The 18293-nt window shown below is 53.7% G+C and carries 14 protein-coding genes; 6 read left to right on the top strand and 8 right to left on the bottom strand.

What is annotated here, in order from left to right:
* Positions 1 to 304: 304 nt before the first annotated feature.
* The 3 genes from D4L85_RS27730 to D4L85_RS27720 all read left to right on the top strand — a co-directional run bounded on the left by D4L85_RS27730 (position 305) and on the right by D4L85_RS27720 (position 4923).
* Positions 305 to 766, top strand: coding sequence for a (2Fe-2S)-binding protein (locus tag D4L85_RS27730; protein WP_119757360.1), 462 nt, complete (start codon positions 305 to 307; stop codon positions 764 to 766).
* 8 nt (positions 767 to 774) lie between these two features.
* A complete protein-coding gene (locus D4L85_RS27725; RefSeq protein WP_119757359.1) occupies positions 775 to 2952 on the top strand; it encodes a molybdopterin cofactor-binding domain-containing protein in 2178 nt (725 codons plus the stop codon).
* A gap of 183 nt (positions 2953 to 3135) precedes the next feature.
* Positions 3136 to 4923 (top strand): DUF885 domain-containing protein, encoded by a 1788-nt coding sequence (locus D4L85_RS27720; RefSeq protein ID WP_119757358.1) that lies wholly within the window; start codon positions 3136 to 3138, stop codon positions 4921 to 4923.
* A 71-nt stretch (positions 4924 to 4994) separates the two neighbouring features.
* Here the strand turns inward: D4L85_RS27720 and D4L85_RS27715 are convergent, their stop codons facing one another.
* Entirely contained in the window at positions 4995 to 6158 is a 1164-nt protein-coding gene (locus D4L85_RS27715) for an FG-GAP repeat domain-containing protein (RefSeq protein ID WP_119757357.1), read from the bottom strand.
* A gap of 145 nt (positions 6159 to 6303) precedes the next feature.
* On the opposite strand from D4L85_RS27715, the gene D4L85_RS27710 reads away from it, so the two are divergent.
* Positions 6304 to 6969, top strand: a complete 666-nt coding sequence (locus D4L85_RS27710) for an NAD-dependent epimerase/dehydratase family protein (RefSeq protein ID WP_119757356.1) — start codon at positions 6304 to 6306, stop codon at positions 6967 to 6969.
* Positions 6970 to 7136: 167 nt separating this feature from the next.
* On the opposite strand, the gene D4L85_RS27705 is transcribed toward D4L85_RS27710, so the two are convergent.
* Genes D4L85_RS27705 through D4L85_RS27685 form a run of 5 tightly spaced genes read right to left on the bottom strand, consistent with a single transcriptional unit; the run spans position 7137 to position 12707 of the window.
* Entirely contained in the window at positions 7137 to 8387 is a 1251-nt protein-coding gene (locus D4L85_RS27705) for an amidohydrolase/deacetylase family metallohydrolase (protein WP_119757355.1), read from the bottom strand.
* Positions 8388 to 8442: 55 nt separating this feature from the next.
* Complete coding sequence (locus D4L85_RS27700; protein WP_119757354.1) at positions 8443 to 8901, bottom strand: RidA family protein; 459 nt, start codon at positions 8899 to 8901, stop codon at positions 8443 to 8445.
* Positions 8902 to 8948: 47 nt separating this feature from the next.
* The gene (locus D4L85_RS27695; protein WP_119757353.1) at positions 8949 to 10694 is read right to left on the bottom strand and encodes a PQQ-dependent sugar dehydrogenase; all 1746 of its coding nucleotides are present in this window, start codon (positions 10692 to 10694) and stop codon (positions 8949 to 8951) included.
* Between the two features lie 29 nt (positions 10695 to 10723).
* Complete coding sequence (locus tag D4L85_RS27690; RefSeq protein ID WP_119757352.1) at positions 10724 to 11461, bottom strand: carbohydrate-binding family 9-like protein; 738 nt, start codon at positions 11459 to 11461, stop codon at positions 10724 to 10726.
* Between the two features lie 16 nt (positions 11462 to 11477).
* On the bottom strand, positions 11478 to 12707 hold the full coding sequence (locus D4L85_RS27685; protein ID WP_119757351.1) for an aminotransferase class V-fold PLP-dependent enzyme: 1230 nt from the start codon (positions 12705 to 12707) through the stop codon (positions 11478 to 11480).
* Positions 12708 to 13191: 484 nt separating this feature from the next.
* Here D4L85_RS27685 and D4L85_RS27680 point away from each other — a divergent pair, with 484 nt between their 5' ends.
* The gene (locus D4L85_RS27680; protein ID WP_119757350.1) at positions 13192 to 15036 is read left to right on the top strand and encodes a glycoside hydrolase family 9 protein; all 1845 of its coding nucleotides are present in this window, start codon (positions 13192 to 13194) and stop codon (positions 15034 to 15036) included.
* A gap of 125 nt (positions 15037 to 15161) precedes the next feature.
* A complete protein-coding gene (locus D4L85_RS27675) occupies positions 15162 to 16118 on the top strand; it encodes a nitrilase family protein (RefSeq protein WP_119757349.1) in 957 nt (318 codons plus the stop codon).
* 14 nt (positions 16119 to 16132) lie between these two features.
* Here the strand turns inward: D4L85_RS27675 and D4L85_RS27670 are convergent, their stop codons facing one another.
* Together D4L85_RS27670 and D4L85_RS27660 are read right to left on the bottom strand one after the other, a co-directional pair.
* Complete coding sequence (locus D4L85_RS27670; RefSeq protein WP_119757348.1) at positions 16133 to 17587, bottom strand: sensor histidine kinase; 1455 nt, start codon at positions 17585 to 17587, stop codon at positions 16133 to 16135.
* Positions 17588 to 17804: 217 nt separating this feature from the next.
* Positions 17805 to 18245 (bottom strand): hypothetical protein, encoded by a 441-nt coding sequence (locus tag D4L85_RS27660; RefSeq protein WP_160144042.1) that lies wholly within the window; start codon positions 18243 to 18245, stop codon positions 17805 to 17807.
* Positions 18246 to 18293 lie beyond the last annotated feature (48 nt).

Here is an 18293-nt window from a genome sequence, read left to right as displayed (position 1 = left end):
CGGCTTCGTACATTTTCAAGGAACCCGTGGAGAGCGCACTGAATCCGTGGGGTGATGCGTTTGAATGGGGTGTGACGCATTCGGTGTTTGCCGGGGTTCGTTTTATGCTGTGCGAAGTACATCCGGATTCATTGCTCTCGGAATTCGGGGTGTCTTGAAGTACGAGCGTAGGTTTTTAGAAAGTTTGTGCCTGCGACACGACGGGGGTCGCCATTCACCTCCTACATCGACCAGTGGCCACAATCCGTTCCCCGAAAAGCCGGGGTTTTTCCTATCTTACCTTACCAAAAAAAACAATCACACCATGGCAAACTACAAGTTACAAATCAACGGACGGACCCTCGAAGCCGACGTGGAGGCGGACACCCCGCTTTTGTGGGTGTTGCGCGATCACCTGGGGTTGGTGGGTACGAAGTTCGGTTGCGGCATCGCACAGTGTGGTGCCTGTACGGTGCACGTGGATGGCAAGGCCATGCGCTCGTGCTCGCTCCCGGTTTCGGCGGTGGGCGCGAAGAAGGTCACGACCATCGAGGGACTTTCCGAATTGGGCGATCATCCGGTGCAGTTGGCCTGGGATGAGGTGGATGTGGCCCAGTGCGGCTATTGCCAGGCGGGCCAGATCATGACGGCGGCCGCGTTGCTGGCGCAGAATCCTAAGCCTAGCAATGAGCAGATCGAGAACGCCATGCATGGCAACATTTGCCGTTGTGGCACGTATCATCGCATCCGCGAAGCAGTTGCCCTGGCCTCTACCAAACTTAAATAATCCACGCCATGACCTCCATACCAAAAACAAGTCGACGTGATTTTCTGAAGCTGGCCGCAGCGGCCGGCGGTGGCCTCGTGCTGGGCTTTCATTGGGAAAGCGCCGAAGCGAAGATCATGAATGTGATCCACGGCGGCACGGTAGCCGGCAGCGATATTTCATTCAACAGCTACCTGTCGATCTCACCCGAAGATGTGATCACCATATTCTCGCCCAACCCCGAGCTGGGGCAAAATATCAAAACATCGTTCCCCATGGTCGTCGCCGAAGAACTGGACGCCGACTGGACGAAAGTGCGCGTGCAGCAGGCCATGCTCGATACAAAAAAATATGAACGCCAGGTCACCGGCGGCAGCGGCGCCATTCCCCACAGTTGGGAACGCCTGCGCAAGGCCGGCGCCACCGCGCGCTACATGCTCCTGGAGGCTGCGGCCAAGCGATGGAATGTTCCGTCGTCGTCGTTGACGGCCGAGAAAGGTGTCGTCTATCACAAGGAAAGTGGACGCCAGGCCACCTATGGCGAACTGGCCACCGACGCTTCGGCTATCGCTGTGCCGGCCGAAGTAAAGCTGAAGGATAAAAAGGACTTCAAGTTGATCGGCACGGCTGTGCGCAATGTCGACAACAAACAGATGATCACGGGCAAGCCGTTGTATGGCCTGGATTTTTATCGCGAAGGTATGCTCTTTGCCATGCTCCAGCGTCCACCTGCTTTTGGTACAAAAATAAAATCCGTCGATGCCGCAGCGGCCAAAGCCATGCCCGGAATTGTGGATGTGGTCACGTTCAAGAACAATGTGGCCGTGGTGGGTAAATCCACCTGGCAAGTGAATAAAGCACGCAAGGCGTTGAAGGTCGAATACGAACCCGATGGTGCAGCAGCCTTGGAGAGCACCACCGATCACGATCAGCTCTTCAAAAAATTGTTAGACAGCAACGACCCCAACGTGGTGTCGGTAAAGCGCAAGGATGGCGACGCGGATGCTGCATTCAAAACGGCAGCGAAAGTGATCACCAAGGAATATCAATGTCCATTCCTGTCGCACAGTCCGCTGGAGCCCATGAACTTCTTTGCGCATGTGCGCCCCGATGGTGTTGAACTGGTGGGGCCGTCGCAAACACCCGATATGGCGCGCAACGAGACCGCCAAGTTGCTCAACATACCACCGGAACAGATCACCCTGGAGTTGACGCGTCTGGGTGGTGGATTTGGCCGGAGATTAAAAGCTGACTATGTGCTGGAAGCCGCCGAGCTATCGAGCCTCATCAAGGCGCCCGTGAAAGTGATCTGGACACGCGAAGACGACATGACCGGTGGCAGCTATCGACCGGCCGTGCGCTATCGCTTTTCGGCAGCCTTGGATGCGAAGGGCAACCTCGTGGGCTACAAGCTGAGAGGCGTGGGCATCAATGCCGGCAACTGCACGCGTGAAGATAATTTTCCGTCGGGCGCTGTAGATAATTTGCTCATCGAATCCATAGAACATAAATCGCCCATCACCACCGGTGCATGGCGCGCGCCGATCACCAACTTCCTGGCGTTTGCCGAGCAGGCGTTCATCGACGAAGTGGCCATGGCCGCGGGCAAAGATCCTGTTGCCTTCCGGCTTGACCTGCTGGCCAAAGCAAAGACCACACCCGTGGGCGCCATCAAGTACGACATCGACCGCATGAAGGGCGTGATCGACCTGGTGGTGGAGAAATCGCAGTGGGGCAAAAAGAAAGGGGTGTCGCAGGGATTCAGCGTTTATTTCTCGCATCGCTCTTATGTGGCCCAGGTGGCCGAGATCGAGATGAAAAAAGGAAAGCCCGTGCTGGAAAAGATCCATGCCGCGGCCGATTGTGGCGTGGTGGTAAACATCAGCGGCGCCAACCAGCAGGTGCGGGGTGGTGTAACGGATGGATTGGGTCATGCCCTGTTTGGAAGCCTCACATTTAAGGACGGGGCCGCAGAGCAAAAGAACTTTAACAACTACCGCCTTATCCGCATGAAGGAAGTGCCGGCCGTCGACGTTCATTTTGTGAACAACGGCATCGATCCCACCGGTCTTGGCGAACCCGCACTGCCACCCACTGGGGGAGCCGTGGCCAACGCCCTGTTCAAAGCCTTGGGCAAACGGTTGTATAACCAGCCGTTCACCAAACAGGAGGAACTGAAAGGGGTGAGTTTGGGTGAGCGTTTATGAAATGATCCGAACATAAAACAGGAGAAAAGCCGGTGAACAACCGGCTTTTTCCGTTTTGGCGTGTTAACCCCGGAGCGAAACTTTATAGTGACGAAAAGATTTCGCGTCTGTGAAAATCTTTCTTTACTTTGAGAACGACACGTTAAATAACTCAACCCCATCCAAAACCTAAACCTCAACACTATGCGAAAACTCGTTTTGCTAAGCCTCCCGATGCTGTTGTTCATGGCGGCCTGTAACAAGGTCCCGAAATCGGAAGTAGCGGCGATCAAGCCCACGCTCGACACCCTGGTGAGCGATTTCTATGAAGACTACCTGAAATTTTCTCCCCTCAACGCTACCGTTATCGGCGACAACCGGTACGATAGTTTGTTGCCCAACACGCTGACGGCCGACTATCGCAACCAGGTGAAAGAACTCTACACACGCTATCGCGACCGTGTCACCGCCTATGATCGCGCCAGCCTGTCGGAAGACGACCAAATGAATTACGACGTGTTGCTGTGGGAGTGCGACATCGCGTTGGACGGCCTCAAGTTCAAGGACTATCTCATGCCGGTGAATCAGTTCTCGGCCATGCACTTGTTCGTGGGACAAATGGCCAGCGGCGCCAGCATCCATCCGTTCAAGACGGTGCAAGACTATGACAACTGGCTCTCGCGTTTGCATAAATACGAAGCCTGGTGCGACACCGCATTAGTGAACATGAAGAAAGGCATTGCAGAAGGTTATGTGCTTCCGAAAGTGCTGGTGCAGAAAACCATTCCTCAGTTTGCTTCGATGGACCATGGCCCGGTGAAAGACCACTTGTTCTACACACCGATCAAAAACATGCCCGCCGATTTTTCGGCCGACGATAAAGCCCGTCTCACAAAGGCCTACACCGAGATGATCGAAAAGCACATCATTCCGGCCCATCATAAGATCAAACAATTCCTGGAAACCGATTACCTCAAAGCGGCCACCGACAAATCGGGTATCGATGCAATTCCCGGCGGAAAAGATTACTACAACTACCTGATCCGACTCTACACCACGACCACAAAACCTGCCGACGAGATCTTTGCCCTCGGTAAAAGCGAAGTGGACCGGATCACCAAAGAAATGGAAGCCGTGAAAGAGCAAGTAGGATTCAAAGGCGATCTCAAAGCCTTCTTCCTGAGCCTGCGCACAAAAAAGGAACTGACACCGTTCACCAAGCCCGAGCAAGTGATCGCCCACTTCAACGAAATCCACGAGCGCATGAAGCCCAACCTCGTCAAACTGTTCTCCAAGGCACCGAAGACACCTTTCGAGGTACGGCGCACGGAAGCGTTCCGCGAGGCATCGGCCAGTGCCGAGTATAACCCCGGCTCCAAGGACGGCAGTCGTCCCGGTGTGTTTTATGTACCCATTCCCGACGTAAAGAAATACAACATCCTTTCCGACGAAGACTTGTTCCTGCACGAAGCCATTCCCGGCCACCACTACCAGATCGCGTTGCAGATGGAAAATACAACGCTCCCGAAATTCAGGACCATCACCAACTACAGCGCCTATGCCGAAGGTTGGGGATTGTATTCAGAATCGCTGGGTAAGGAATTGGGATTGTACACCGATCCGTATCAATACTTCGGCATGTTGAGTGCCGAGATGCACCGCGCCATCCGCCTCGTGGTCGATGCCGGCATTCATACGCAAGGCTGGACACGCGAACAAGCCATTCAATACTCGAAAGATCATGAAGCAAGAACGGAACAGTCTATCGTGGCCGAGATCGAGCGCTACATGGCCATCCCCGGCCAGGCGTTGTCTTACAAGATCGGCCAGTTGAAAATTCGCGAGTTGCGCGCCAAGGCGGAGAAAGAACTCGGCGACAAATTCAACATCTCCGAATTCCACAACCAGGTATTGGACTCGGGTGGCATACCGCTCAATGTGTTGGAAGGAAAGATCGATCGCTGGATTGCCTCGCTGAAAAAACCGGCATAAGCCCAAGCGCAGACAAACATTTTGTCGAAACATAGAAAGCGTTCCAGGTTACCCGCTAACCTGGAACGCTTTTATTTTGCGGGTGAATGATTCCAATAGATCTTCAGGTTGTGCGACGCTCTTCCGGCGGCGATGATTTCCTTTTTGTCGTCGCCATTCAAATCGGCCACCTGTAGATCTTCGCAGGCCATTTCATTGTCGTCGATGGCGACGGCGTTCCATTGGGTGTAGGTGCTGTTGGCGGGAATGAACATTTTGATACCCGTTTTTTTATCGGCATCCGGCTCACGCCAGCCCACCACTACCTGGCTATTGCCCAGGCCCATAAGATCGCCCACGGCCAGCGCATGGCCTTGGTTGAGTCCTGTGGTTAACACGTTTCGCGAGAAGGTATTTGTTTTTCCCGAAGATGCATAGAGCGTGAGGTCCGTTCCGTGCATCGGCTCCACAGCGGCGACAAGGGTTTCGTTTCCGGAGGTTGTCCGGCGTACTTCGCCAAAACTTTTGTCTCCAACAACTACGGGACCGGGTTTCCAGGTTTTGCCGTCGTAGTAAAAGGCTTTGATCCCTTCTTTCCCGCCGATGTAGATGGACTCATTTTTTCGCTCCGGGATCACGTCGAGGTTGTGGGTGAGGTGCATGGAGCGGTCGATCAGGGCATACTTCCATTTTGTGGCGTCGTCGAGTTGCTTCGTGGGGGGAATGTAGGCCAGGACCTTCACACCATCTCCCGCGCCATTAGCGTTTCCCCGGCCATGAAGCGGCACGACCACGAGGTGGAACTGCGTAGGGCCGACCTTGACCCAACGCATGCGGTGCACGGTGGGCTCGTGGTGAAGCGCCGTGGCTTTCCAGGGCTGGGTTGGATCGTTGGGACGGGAAAGGTAGAAAACGGCGCCTGACTTCACGGTATCGGCCGTCTCCGAGGGATTCCATTGGGCACCGACGGCCACTTCCACTTTGCCGTCGCGGTCGATGTCGCGGGCGGCGATGCAGACGTTGTCGGAGGCGGTGAGGTTTTCGGCCATCAGGAAGCGCTTCCAGTCGCCGTTGCGATACCAGACAAATTGTTTTTTGTCGGCCAATAAAATATCCGGCTTTCCGTCTCCGTCTACATCCCCGATAGCCAGGCCATAGCCGATGGATATGGAATCGTCGACCACCTGGGGTTGAAAGGGAGGCTCGTCGCTGGTGAAAAGCCCTATTGCAAAAAGTACATAGAAATATACTGGCATAGCGGTGGGGGTTGGTTGTTTCCTAATTTACCGCTAAGTAAAGGCACTTGCAAGAGTCTGTACGGCGATGATATCTCCTAAGGGGAGGAGGCTTGATCAAGCGATAATTTTTAAGTAAATCAATATTCCTAAAGACAAAAACAAAATGAAGACCACTGTAAGAGCGATCGTCACCGGCGTTACCGGCATGGTAGGAGAGGGCGTGTTGCACGAATGTTTGCAAGATAGCGCCGTGGAAGCCGTGCTGGTGATCACCCGCAAGCCCAGCGGTGTGACCCATCCTAAGCTAAAGGAGATCGTCCACGCCGATTTTTTTGATCTCACGCCCATCCAAAGCCAGCTCGCGGGCTACAACGCCTGCTTTTTTTGCCTGGGAGTTTCGTCGGTGGGGATGAAGGAACCGGAGTATACAAAAATGACCTACACGCTCACGCTGCACTTGGCGACGATATTGTCCAAACAAAATCCCGGCATGACGTTTTGCTATGTCTCCGGGGCTGGCACCGACTCCACCGAGAGCAAGGGAATGTGGGCGCGTGTGAAAGGAAAAACGGAAAACGACCTGTTCAAGCTGCCCTTCAAACAAGCCATTGCGTTCCGGCCGGGATTTATGTTGCCTACGCCGGGGTTGAAGAATGTGCTATCGTTTTATAAATATGTGAACTGGATGTTTCCCGTGAGCCGTAAGCTCTTTCCGAAATATTTCTGCACGCTGGCGGAGGTGGGAAAGGCGATGATCCGTACGGTGACGGTTGGCACGGATAAGAAGATATTGGAGGTGCCCGATATTGTAGCGCTTGCCCATGCGTAGCGTAAATACCATTTAAGCCGTCCTCACCTTCGCTAAGCTCCCGTCTTCGCTAAAGCTACAATGGGCAAGTCGGCGAGCATAGAAAGACGCAAAGGCGCAAAGTTAAACGCCAAGCTACCTCCGCGTCTTTCTTTGCGCCTTTGCGTCTCTGAGGTTAAATGTATTTTTTACTTTTTCTCCGGCGCGTCCCACGCCGGTCTGGAGATACCATTCAAATCCCACACGACTTTGCCATCGCGCAGCGTAAGCTCACAATCAAATTTCTGCGTACCCTGGAATTTGGCGCCACTGGAGTCGATGAATCCGAATTTTCCCGTCAACACACTAAAGACCGCGACATCCGCGCCGGCACCGGCGGTGAGGTGACCGAGGTCGTCGCGATGGATCACTTGGGCGGGGCTCCAGGTCGAGGCTTTGATCACTTGCTGCAGCGGCATGCCCATGCTGAGGAATTTGGACATCACGTTGAGTTGGTCTTTCATCCCGGCGTTCATGCTACCGGTATGCAGGTCGGTGCTGATGGTGTTGGGAAAGAAACCGCTCTTCAATGCGGGTATGGCTTGCACGAACGTGAAGCTTCCGCCGCCGTGTCCCACGTCAAACACAATGCCGTTGCGTTGGGCTTCCACGACGAAGGGAAGAATTTTTCCATCAGGACCCACGATCGGCTGGCGTCCTGCCAGGCGCGCGAAGGTGTGTGTGAAGATGTCGCCGGGGCGGAGGTGCTTGGTGAAGAGTTCCTGGATGCTCAGGTTGGGAATGTGTCCACCGAAGTCCACGATCACCGGCACGTTGGCACTTTTGCCGGCTTCTACGGCGCGATCCACCGGATCCCACTCCGCACCGGTATAGTGCGCGACTTTAATGCCGACGATCTCGCGGTGTTGTTTCACCACCATGGCCGTCAGCTTGGCGTCCATGTCGTTGAGGTTTTGTTCGTAAGGGCCGCCGCGCATACCTTCACCCACAATGTTGAGGAAGGAAAGCACACGGGTCTTCGAATGGGCGATGACGTTTGCCTTAAAGGTGTCGAATGTTTTCCATCCGGCACCGCCGCAATCCACCACCGTGGTCACACCGGCCCGGAAGGTAAAGCCATCCGGAGGAAGCGCTTCGAATCCGTCGCCCAGGTAATGATTTTCCTGGGTGCCGAAGAAGTTGTGTGAGTGAATATCGATAACGCCCGGCGTGACATACATGCCTTTGGCGTCGACCACCTGCGCCGCTTTTTTGGCGTCGATGTTCTTGGCCACCAGGGCGATCTTGTCATCCTTGATGGCCACGTCCATGATGTCGTCGATATTGTTCTTCGGATCAATGACATGCCCGCCTTTGATCAATAGGGTATAGTCTTGTGCTTGTAACGACACGGCGAAACAAAGCACGGTTAAAAGGGATAGAATATATTTTCGAAGCATGTCTGTTTGAATGTTTAGGTTTCGTAGTAATAAAACTTCCTCCGGAGGATAAGATTTAGATATAAGCGATGCAGTCAATTTCCACCAGCGAGTCGCCGGGAACTCCGCCGTATACAGCTACCGTTGTACGCACCGGGGGCTTATCGCCAAAGCGGCCTTTGTAGGCTTCGTTCATCGCTTTGTAGTCGTTGAGGTCGTGAAGGAATACGCTGCATTTCAGCACTTTCTTCATGGACGATCCAGCCTTTTCGAGTTCTTTCTCCAACTCGTCCAATACGTGTTTGGTATGGGCCGTGATGTCGCCTTCGAAGTGGGCGCCTTTGCCGGCGATGAATACCAGGTTGTTGAACTTGGTGGAACCGGAGAAGAGCGGTACATCCTGGTCGTCTTTCACCACGTTGAACACTTCTTTTTCTGGCGTTGCGTCGGCTTTAGCGGAGGCGATGCCAAGCCCGACAAGGCCGGCTGCGGAAGCAAACAATTTTTTGAGGGTCGATCTTCTTTGTTCTTTCATTTTGGGTATTGTTTAAAGGTTAAATCATAAATTAAAAAAACTATTTTCTATTTCTTCGGAAGCTTTTTGCGAACGGCGGTCACTTCGTCGGTTTCCACGGCGCTGGCCTTGTTGCCGAAATTCTGGCGAATGTAGGTCAGCGTCTTGGCCACGTCTTCGTCGCTAAGGAAGCTGTGCTGGGGCATGGCGTTGACGAAGGTTTCTCCATTCACTTCAAGGTTGCCTTCCATGCCATTCAGCACGATGCCAATCAATCGTTTTTTGTCACCGTTCACCCACTCGGTGTTGATCAGCGGCGGGAATCTTCCGGAGGCCCCCTTGCCGTTCTTCTGGTGACACGTGGCGCAATAGGTCTCGTAAATTTTTTGTCCACCCACGGCCTTCCCTTTGTCGAGGTTGTCGTTGATCGGATCAGGGTTGCGAACGTTGGTGGCTTGTTTGCGTTTCTCCATATCCGCCAGGTCTTCGGCGCCAAACTTGGCTTTGTCGCCCTTGTACATGATCCTCCAGATCTTTCCTTTCTCCGTATCGGAAATATACAACGAGCCGTCGGGACCTTCAGCAATGCCCATGGGACGATAGACCGCATCGCTCACATCCACGACGGGATCTACGCCGGCAAAGCCATCAGCAAACACTTCCCACTGACCGGTCGGTTTGTTGTCTTTGAACGGCACAAACACAATGATGTAACCGGACTGCGGATAGGGTGCGCGATTGGTAGATCCGTGAAAGGCGATGAATGCGCCTTGCTTATATCGTTCAGGATACTGATCGCCTTTGTAAAAATACAGATCATTCGGAGCCCAGTGCCCGGGAAAACCCATGAGTGGTTTTTGGAACTGATCGCAGCGTCCGACCGAGTCGCCGTTGCCACCGTACTCCGGGGACAGCACTTTCTTTTCTTTCAATTGATCATAATAGCAATACGGCCATCCGAAGTCAGCGCCCTCGGTCACTTTCAGGAACTCTTCCGCCGGCAAGACGGCGCTTTGCCAGGGTGAGAAGAGGTTGGGCCAGAGTCTCAACAAGTCGTCGCGGCCGTGCATGACGAGGTAAAGATTGTCGTCCATCGGGTTCCATTCCATGGCCACAACGCTGCGGATGCCGGTCGCGAACTTGATGCCGTCTTTTTGTGTCTGGCGCGGTTTGTTCTCATCAAAGCGCCACACACCGCCGTGTAGATCCAGTTGCGGGCAAGGATCTTGACCGGGATTTTGTGGCGTCCGGTTCATGATCTGGCAGGAGTTAGAAGGCGCGCCGAAGGGCACATACAGGTGACCGTTGTTGTCAAAGCAAATGGGTTTGGCGATGTGTTCGTGCGAGCCGTGTTCGTGATCATCGATCACAATGGTCTCGATGGAGTCTTCGGGGACCATCTTACCCGGCGTCAACTTGTAGCGATACACAGTGAGTTCTGAACTGAGATAGAGATAACCCTTGTGGACGCGCATGGCGGTGCCATACGTCCTTTCTTTTTCATAGCTCCCGAACTCTTTGATGCTGTCGGCTTTGCCGTCGCCGTTCGTGTCGCGCAGGACGACGTTGCGGGCGTCGGGTTTGGAGAAGCGCGACTTCACATAGATGTCGCCGTTGTCATTCACGGCGAGCTGACGGGCGCGGCCTCTTAAGCTATCGACCACCACCACGGCTTCGAATCCGCGCGGGAGCAAGAGGCCTCCGTTGCCGGGATCGCCGGGGGGAAGTTTGTCTTTACAACGCGTGAGCGTGAAAACGACAAACAGGAGTAAGATCACTTTGAAAGGCCGGCTGCGGGTTAACGTCAGGATCATGCAGGGGGTAGAGGTTTGGTCTGGGATGGTTATTCAAATAAGAGGGTACCAAATCGGTCGTATTCGTGAAAGTTGGAGCCCTTCACCATGCTGGTGTGGCGCCAGGCGTAGTAGGTGGCTCCGTTGTCGTAGTCGATGCGATAAAGGTTCGCGCGCCAACGATCGCCAGGCTTTGGAGTGCCGCTCACGAGCGGGCCCAACAACCGGAAGGGTATGAAGATCTCGGCCGTCCAGCTTTTGACGGACGCGCCGCTTTTTTTCTCACCGCCCTGCGCACTGGTGGCGTGTTGGGTTTTGCGTTCATCGGCATAATGCCACGGCTGCCATCCCATGGCGCGTCCTTTGAAATTGGGCACCAGGATGGGCAACTCATAGTTCATGGGAGAAAGCTCGTATTCAAAATAAACCGGCATGCTTTGATCGGGCCAGAGGAACACTTCCACCACATCTTCCTTCCACAAACCAACAAAGTCTTCCGTCAGCGTGGTCGTGAGTTTTTGATCTTCGCTGACAAACAGAAAATACACGCCTTTATCCGAATACAACACTTTGGCCCGCGTGGGCATGGATTTGCCGGAGGGGGATTCCTGAACGGTCACGGGTATCCACGCGGCATTGGCCCAGGCGGGCGCCGTGCCTTCACCATTGACCTTGAAATCGGCAGTCTTCTTCACCACGATCGTTGCCGAATCGGCGACGGGGCGAAACGCGAAGACCACACGATGACAACCGACAAGCAATACAAAAAGGAGAAGCCTGTTCATCATAGTGTGCCGTCGTTCGCTATGCAGAAGCTTTTGATAATTCTTCCTTCAGACGGGTGGCCACGATCTTTTCCTGGCCGGGCTTCAGCATGAACACCGTCACATTGATGGCATTCTCGCCGGCGTTGCCCACTTCGATCGAAGGGGTGCCGCCGCGCAAGGCTTCCTTCAGATCTTTGTCGGTGGTCTTCACTTTCTCTTTGTCCCACGCGATGCGTAGGGTAGGGGTATGGTTGCCCAGCGGGGGCACATGTATTTCGGTGGTCACACCGTTGAGCGGCTTCACGGCATTCTGGATAACAGCAATTGCCGTTTCCCATTCCTTCCATTCTTTGTCGTGATCGGCGTTCACATACTTCTCCAAGGCCACATACATGCCCAGGATCTCTTCTTTATTTACTTTCATGCCGCGACCGATGGTCGAACCGCGGGGAGCCATGTGCAGGCGGGCGGCGGCAATAAGATCTTTCTTCCCCATGAGGATGCCCGCACTCTGAGGGCCGCGCATGGCCTTTCCACCGGAGACGACCACGAAGTCGAAACCCATATCGTTGAAGCGCCAGAGGTTGCTCACCGGCGGCACGTCGGCTGCGATGTCGATGGATGTGGGGACGCCAAACTTCTTTCCGAGGGCTACCCATTCTTCGTGCATGATCTTGCCTTTGTCGGCTTCGATGTTGAGGAAGTGCATCACGGCGGTGCGTTCGTTCACGGCCTTGGCCACGTCTTCGGCGGTCTCTACTTGCACGATCTTACAACCCGTATTGGTCAAGGCTTGATTATATCCGATATCGTGTGCCTTTTGGCAGATCACTTCCGATTTCATCCCGGTGTATTCCAGGTGGGGAAGCTGCGGTACTTTCTTTTGATCCATACCGGTGAGGATACCCGCCAACCCCAGGGTCATGCCCGAGAAGGCTCCCGAGGTGACTACAGCGGCTTCGGAGTGTACCAGCTTGGCGATGCGTTCGCCTACTTTGTCCTGCACTTCGTCCAGCATACAGAAGTCCTTGGCGCTGCCCGTGATGGTGTCCAGCACTTCGTCGTGCATGAGTGAACCGGTCATGAAGGTGAGCGTGCCGGCGGCGTTAATAAAGGTGCGTATGCCGAGCTCTTTATAAAGGTCGCGCTTGGGTGCCTGTTTGGGTGTGCCGGCAACCGTGAGCGTGGGTAGGGATGTGGCAGCAAACAGCCCGCCCAGCAGGGGAAAGCCGGAGAGGCGTTGGATAAGTTGTCTGCGATTTAACATATAGGTTTAGTGGTTAGGATTTGTCGATGAACCAAAAACAGCGGTATCCCACTGTCACGACGAATATAAATATTCTGCTGTGGAATTGTCCCACATAACTGTGCCGAAGCGCCCGAATATTTTTTGTGCGGTAGGAAAACAATTTTCCAATCGATTTAAAAAAATGCGCACACGCACACACCGAACAGTGGTAAGGAAAACTGTATCGACAAAAGTCGGGGCACAAGGATATGAAAGTGTCGACAATCTTTGACTTACCCGTCGTGTCTTTAGCGAAGACAGGAGCTTTAGCGAAGGTGAAGCCTGCTCGCCAAAGGCTTTAGCAATAGAGAATGTTTAAATGTATTTCTTACACACGCGCACATAAACGAACTGGAACCAAGTTTTAACCGCACATCCATCTTCTTCAAAAAAATTATTCTCCCCGCTATTTGAATTCGCCTGAAACATGAATAATGTTATATCCGAAATTCAATCCCTACTTATGAAAAGATCTTCCCGCCTTGTGCACCTGATTTTAGTGAGCCTCTTCGCGCTCATCACACAAACCACCTTGGCCCAAAAAGCAAGAGTGCTCATCAACCACCTCGGCTACGAAGCCACGGGGCCGAAGCACGCCGTCATACAAGGCAAAGCCTCCGATGAAGTGACCACCTTCTCCATAAAAGATTACACCACCAACACCCCGGTGTTTTCCGGCAACGCCACAAAGACCGGCCCCGTGAAAAAATGGAAGGACTGGCACTTCTGGACCGTTGACTTCGACGCGGTGACAAAAGAGGGCACCTACATCATCGAGTGCGCCACCAACGGCGGCACCATCCAATCGTTTCCGTTTGTCATCCAAAAAGACCTGTTGGAGCGGAACACCCTGTCGAACGTCGTGTATTATTTCAAAGGACAGCGCGCCTCGGGCTTGCTCGACAAAGCCGACAGCAATGTGAAACTCGAAGACACGGACACACATGTTGACGCTCACGGCGGCTGGTATGATGCCACGGGCGATTATGGCAAGCACCTGTCACACCTGTCGTTCTCCACCTACTTCAACCCGCAACAGATCTCGCTCACCGTGTGGAGCCTGTTCAGGACCTATGCCCTGATGGACGCCCGCAACGATGTGGCTTTCAAACAATACAAACGCAAGACCCTGGACGAAGCCATGTTTGGCGCCGATTACCTGGTGCGGGTTAAAAATCCGAATGGATCTTTCTATCGTTCGGTGTCCGGTCCCGGTCCCGAGAAGAAACCGGAAGACCGCAAGATCGGCAAGGATCACAAAGGCTACGCCATCAAAACCATCGAGACAAAAGACAAGACCAACTATGGCAACATCGAGAGCGTTCAAAACCAGGCGACCTACGAAGTGAGCTATCGGGCCGGCGCCGGTGTGTCCATTGCCGCGCTGGCCATGGCCAGCACATACCCGGTGTCGGGCGATTTTACATCGGCCGACTATTTGAAAGCTGCGGAAGATGCGTTTGCTTTCCTCGAGAAGAACAATGTGGCGTATACAAACGATGGTAAAGAGAACATTCTTGACGACTATTGTGCCCTGATGGGCGCTACTGAACTCTATAAGGTTACGAAGAAACCGGTCTATAAACAGGCTGCCGACAAACGCGCGAAAAATCTCATGGATCGCCTCACTACCACCGGCACCTATAAAAACTATTGGCGCGCCGACGATGGCGTTCGCCCCTTCTTTCACGCGGCCGACGCCGGGTTGCCCGTGGTGTCGCTGGTGAACTATCTTCCCGTAGCCGATGAAGCAACGCGGAAGAAGGTGTTGGAGACGGTACGGAAGTCGCTCGCGTTCGAGTTGGAAGTTACCCGTGAGATCAACAACCCGTTTGGCTATGCCCGTCAACTCGTGCAAAACAAAGACGGCGTGAAGCGCACGACGTTCTTCTTTCCCCACGACACGGAAGCTGCGCCCTGGTGGCAAGGTGAAAATGCACGCCTCGGCTCGCTGGCGACGGCAGCCCGCCTGGCAGCACCTTACTTTAAAGACGACGCTGCTTTCTACAATCAACTGCAGACCTACGCCTGGAATCAACTCAATTGGATCCTGGGGTTAAATCCGTATGATGCCAGCATGTTGCATGGAACCGGGCGGAACAACATTGCGTATATGTTCTTCGGTACGTATCAATACACGAATGCACCGGGCGGCATCTGCAATGGCATTACGGGTGGATTCGAGGATGAGGATGGTATTGATTATGATCTGAGCTATCTGAAGACCGGTAAAGACGATGATTGGCGTTGGGCGGAACAGTGGCTGCCGCATGGGGCGTGGTATTTGGTGAGCACGGCGGTGCGGTAGGAGAGGGATGTTAATGCTGGTGTTGGGAATGACCTGACGAAGCTGCTGTTGTTGGAGAAGAAACTCCAACAACGGCGACATAAAAGCGATGCGACGGTTTGTGAGAGTATAAAATATAATGGATCATGGAAGATATAAAAATTGCTACGGCTCAGTTTGAAAATCGGAGTGGGGACAAGGAGTATAATCTGGCGACGATCGACCGGCTGTGTGCCAAGGCCGTGGCACAGGGGGCGCGTATGGTGGCGTTTCATGAATGCTCCGTGACGGGCTATACATTCGCCCGGCACTTGTCGCGACAGCAGATGTTGGATTTGGCTGAGTATATACCGCAGGGGCCTTCCATTGACCGGCTGCAGGGGATTGCCAAAAAATACGATATCGCAGTGCTCGCGGGCTTGTTTGAAAAAGATGAAGACGACCAACTTCACAAAGCCTATGTCTGTGTGGACAAGAATGGCCTGGTCGCCAAGCATTGGAAGTTGCATCCGTTCATCAATCCCAACTTGTTGCCCGGTGAAGCCTATACCGTGTTTGAATGGGAAGGATGGAAATTTGGTGTGCTCATTTGTTATGATAACAACATCGTCGAGAATGTGAGGGCCACCACGCTTTTAGGTGCACAGGTTATTTTTATGCCCCATGTCACCATGTGCACCCCCTCAACACGACCCGGCGCGGGCTTTGTCGATCCGGCCCTTTGGAAGAACCGCGAAAAAGATCCCACGTCCTTGCGCCTGGAGTTCGATGGCATGAAGGGCAGGGGATGGCTTATGAAATGGCTCCCCGCACGGGCCTACGACAACGCGGTCTATGCCGTGTTTGCCAACCCCATCGGCATGGACGACGACCAGCTAAAGAACGGCTGCTCCATGATCCTCGACCCGTTTGGAGATATCCTCACCGAATGCCGAACGCTAGGCGATGAAGTGGTGACGGCAACGTTGACCCCGGAAAAACTTACACAAGCCGGAGGCTATCGCTACATCCAAGCCCGACGACCTGATCTTTATCGCGACGTGATCGGAATGGAACATACACCCTTGCAGCGTGTGGTGTGGTTGAAGCCGGAGAAGAAATAATACGCAGCGCTATTCTACCGGTCTTCCTTCGGAGTATTTTGTAAATAAACCTTAAAAGAAGTGCCGATATCGCGCGAGCTCTCCACGGTGATCCTCCCGTTCATTTTTTCTATTTGAAGTTTTGCCAGGTATAAACTCAGTCCTTTTCCGGAAGCATGCGGATGAAAACGTTGAAAAGGTTTGAACAACCTTTCCTGATAACGCTTCATATTGATGCCCACACCATTGTCGCGCACTTCTATTACAGCACAGTCTTTTTCCGGATACGAACTTAGCCAGATCTCCGGGGCACGGTCCGGCGACCGGTATTGAATGGCATTCGAGATCAGACTGAGGAGGATGTAGTTGATCCGGGCCTGTACGGCAAAGACGGCGGGCATACGACTGAAGTCTTTGCGTATAGTCACGCCGTAGTCATGAATGTGGTCGTCCAATAACGCCATGATCAGGTTGGTTTCCGTTTCCAGGTTCACATCTTCGCGCACGTGAAATTTATTTTGCCGCTCGTCCACGATGCGGTTCAGGTCGCGGATGATGTGGTCGAGGTTGAGAACGGATTTCTCCATGTGGTCCAGCAGTTCGCGCGTGTCCAGGTCGCCGGTGTTGAGCTTTTGGAGCTCCAGCAGCCCGAGCATGCTGGCCACGGGACCGCGGAGGTTGTGAGAGATGGTGTAAGAGTATTGCATCAGCTCCTGGTTGTAGCGGGCCAATTCTTCGGTGATGTCAGTGAGGTCGTTGTCTTTCTTATCGAGCAGCTGACTAAGGATGTAGCTTTTACTTTCCAGTTGCTCGTTTTGTGCTTCGGCCTGACGCTTGGCGGCGTTCAATTTTTCGATCAGCTCTTCGTTCCGGCGCTCATAGGTCTCCATCATCCGCTTCAGGAAACCGACGCCGATCACAACAAAAAAATAGAGACAGAGATAGATCACGTTGGTGAAGTAGTAGTCGGGTTCGGGATGACCGAGTTGGTAGTAGCCTACACCAAAAAAAATGTGTATGGGATCAAAGAGCACCAGCCCCAGAAAGCCGATCAGCAAATTGATGATCAGGTGGCGTCGCTCGCTGAAGTGGAAGACCACAAACGGGATGATCGCCATGACCAACATGGCGGCGCGCGGTTGATAGAAGAGTCCCATCGCGTCTTCGCCGGCTGGCGTGAGTTTGCGGAGAAGGGTAATCGTCAGGGCTCCAACGATGGCATTGAGCGTGAGCAGGTGCCGGCTGAGTGTATAGTGCCCCGCTTTGTTGATCCAGGGGAGACAGACATTGAACAGGGTCATAAAGATCAGGACCAGGAATGCCCGCTCGAAGGGATGGGTCAGGATGGTGGCGACCGTGAGCAATCCGGCCACGGCGGCCAGGATGAAAGCCATGCCATTGGTATTGATGATCGTCCGGTTCTTCCAATGGGGGAAGCGGGGCGAGGTGCCATACCAAGCGATGTTCTTAATGAAGGCGAGTGGTGACATGGTTACCGCGTTACTTCAAACGTTCGGCATCCTTCCGGATCCGGTCCTTGGGCGATTCAAATCAAAAATAGCTGAAAAAATGCTGGCGTTTGCATACCCCTGCACGGAAGTTCGCCTGGCCATCCTAAACCGACGTGCCGGTTCAAAAAACACAAAACCAGGAAGCGACAAACGCCGCCCCCTGGTTTAAGGATACATACAACAACGGTTGGCTGGTTTATTTCGTGAAGGCAAACACAAAATGGCCACTCAAGCCATCCGTTCTCCCCCCAGTCGGAGGAGCCACGGTGAAATCGAGCGACAAGTGATTTTCGTCTACCGTGAAGGTCATGGTCTTGCCGGAATCGAACTGCAGCTCCGTCAGGGCGTCGTTGAATTTCCAGCGGCCCGTCACCTCCGTAAAGGCATAGCCCCCATTGGAAACAACGAACGTACCGGCAAACCCATTCGCTTCCTGCTTCGTGAACAGGATGGCAAAGTCAGCATAGTTGGCCGACAGGTCGCCGTCGGCGCTGTTGGTCACGCTGGGATGCGTCCAGGCCACGGAGGTGATCGCATTCACGTTTTTTTCGTAGGCGCTTTCCGCTTCGTCGCTGTGGCAAGCGATGAGCATCACCATCAGCCCTGCGGGAAATATTGTACTTAAGATCTTCTTCATGTTCGTAGAGGTTAGGGACCGCCCGTTAACCCGAGCCGGCGCCTGAGC

The sequence above is a fragment of the Chryseolinea soli genome, assembly GCF_003589925.1.
GTDB classification, from domain to species: domain Bacteria; phylum Bacteroidota; class Bacteroidia; order Cytophagales; family Cyclobacteriaceae; genus Chryseolinea; species Chryseolinea soli.
This window is presented reverse-complemented; position numbering and strand designations above follow the sequence as displayed.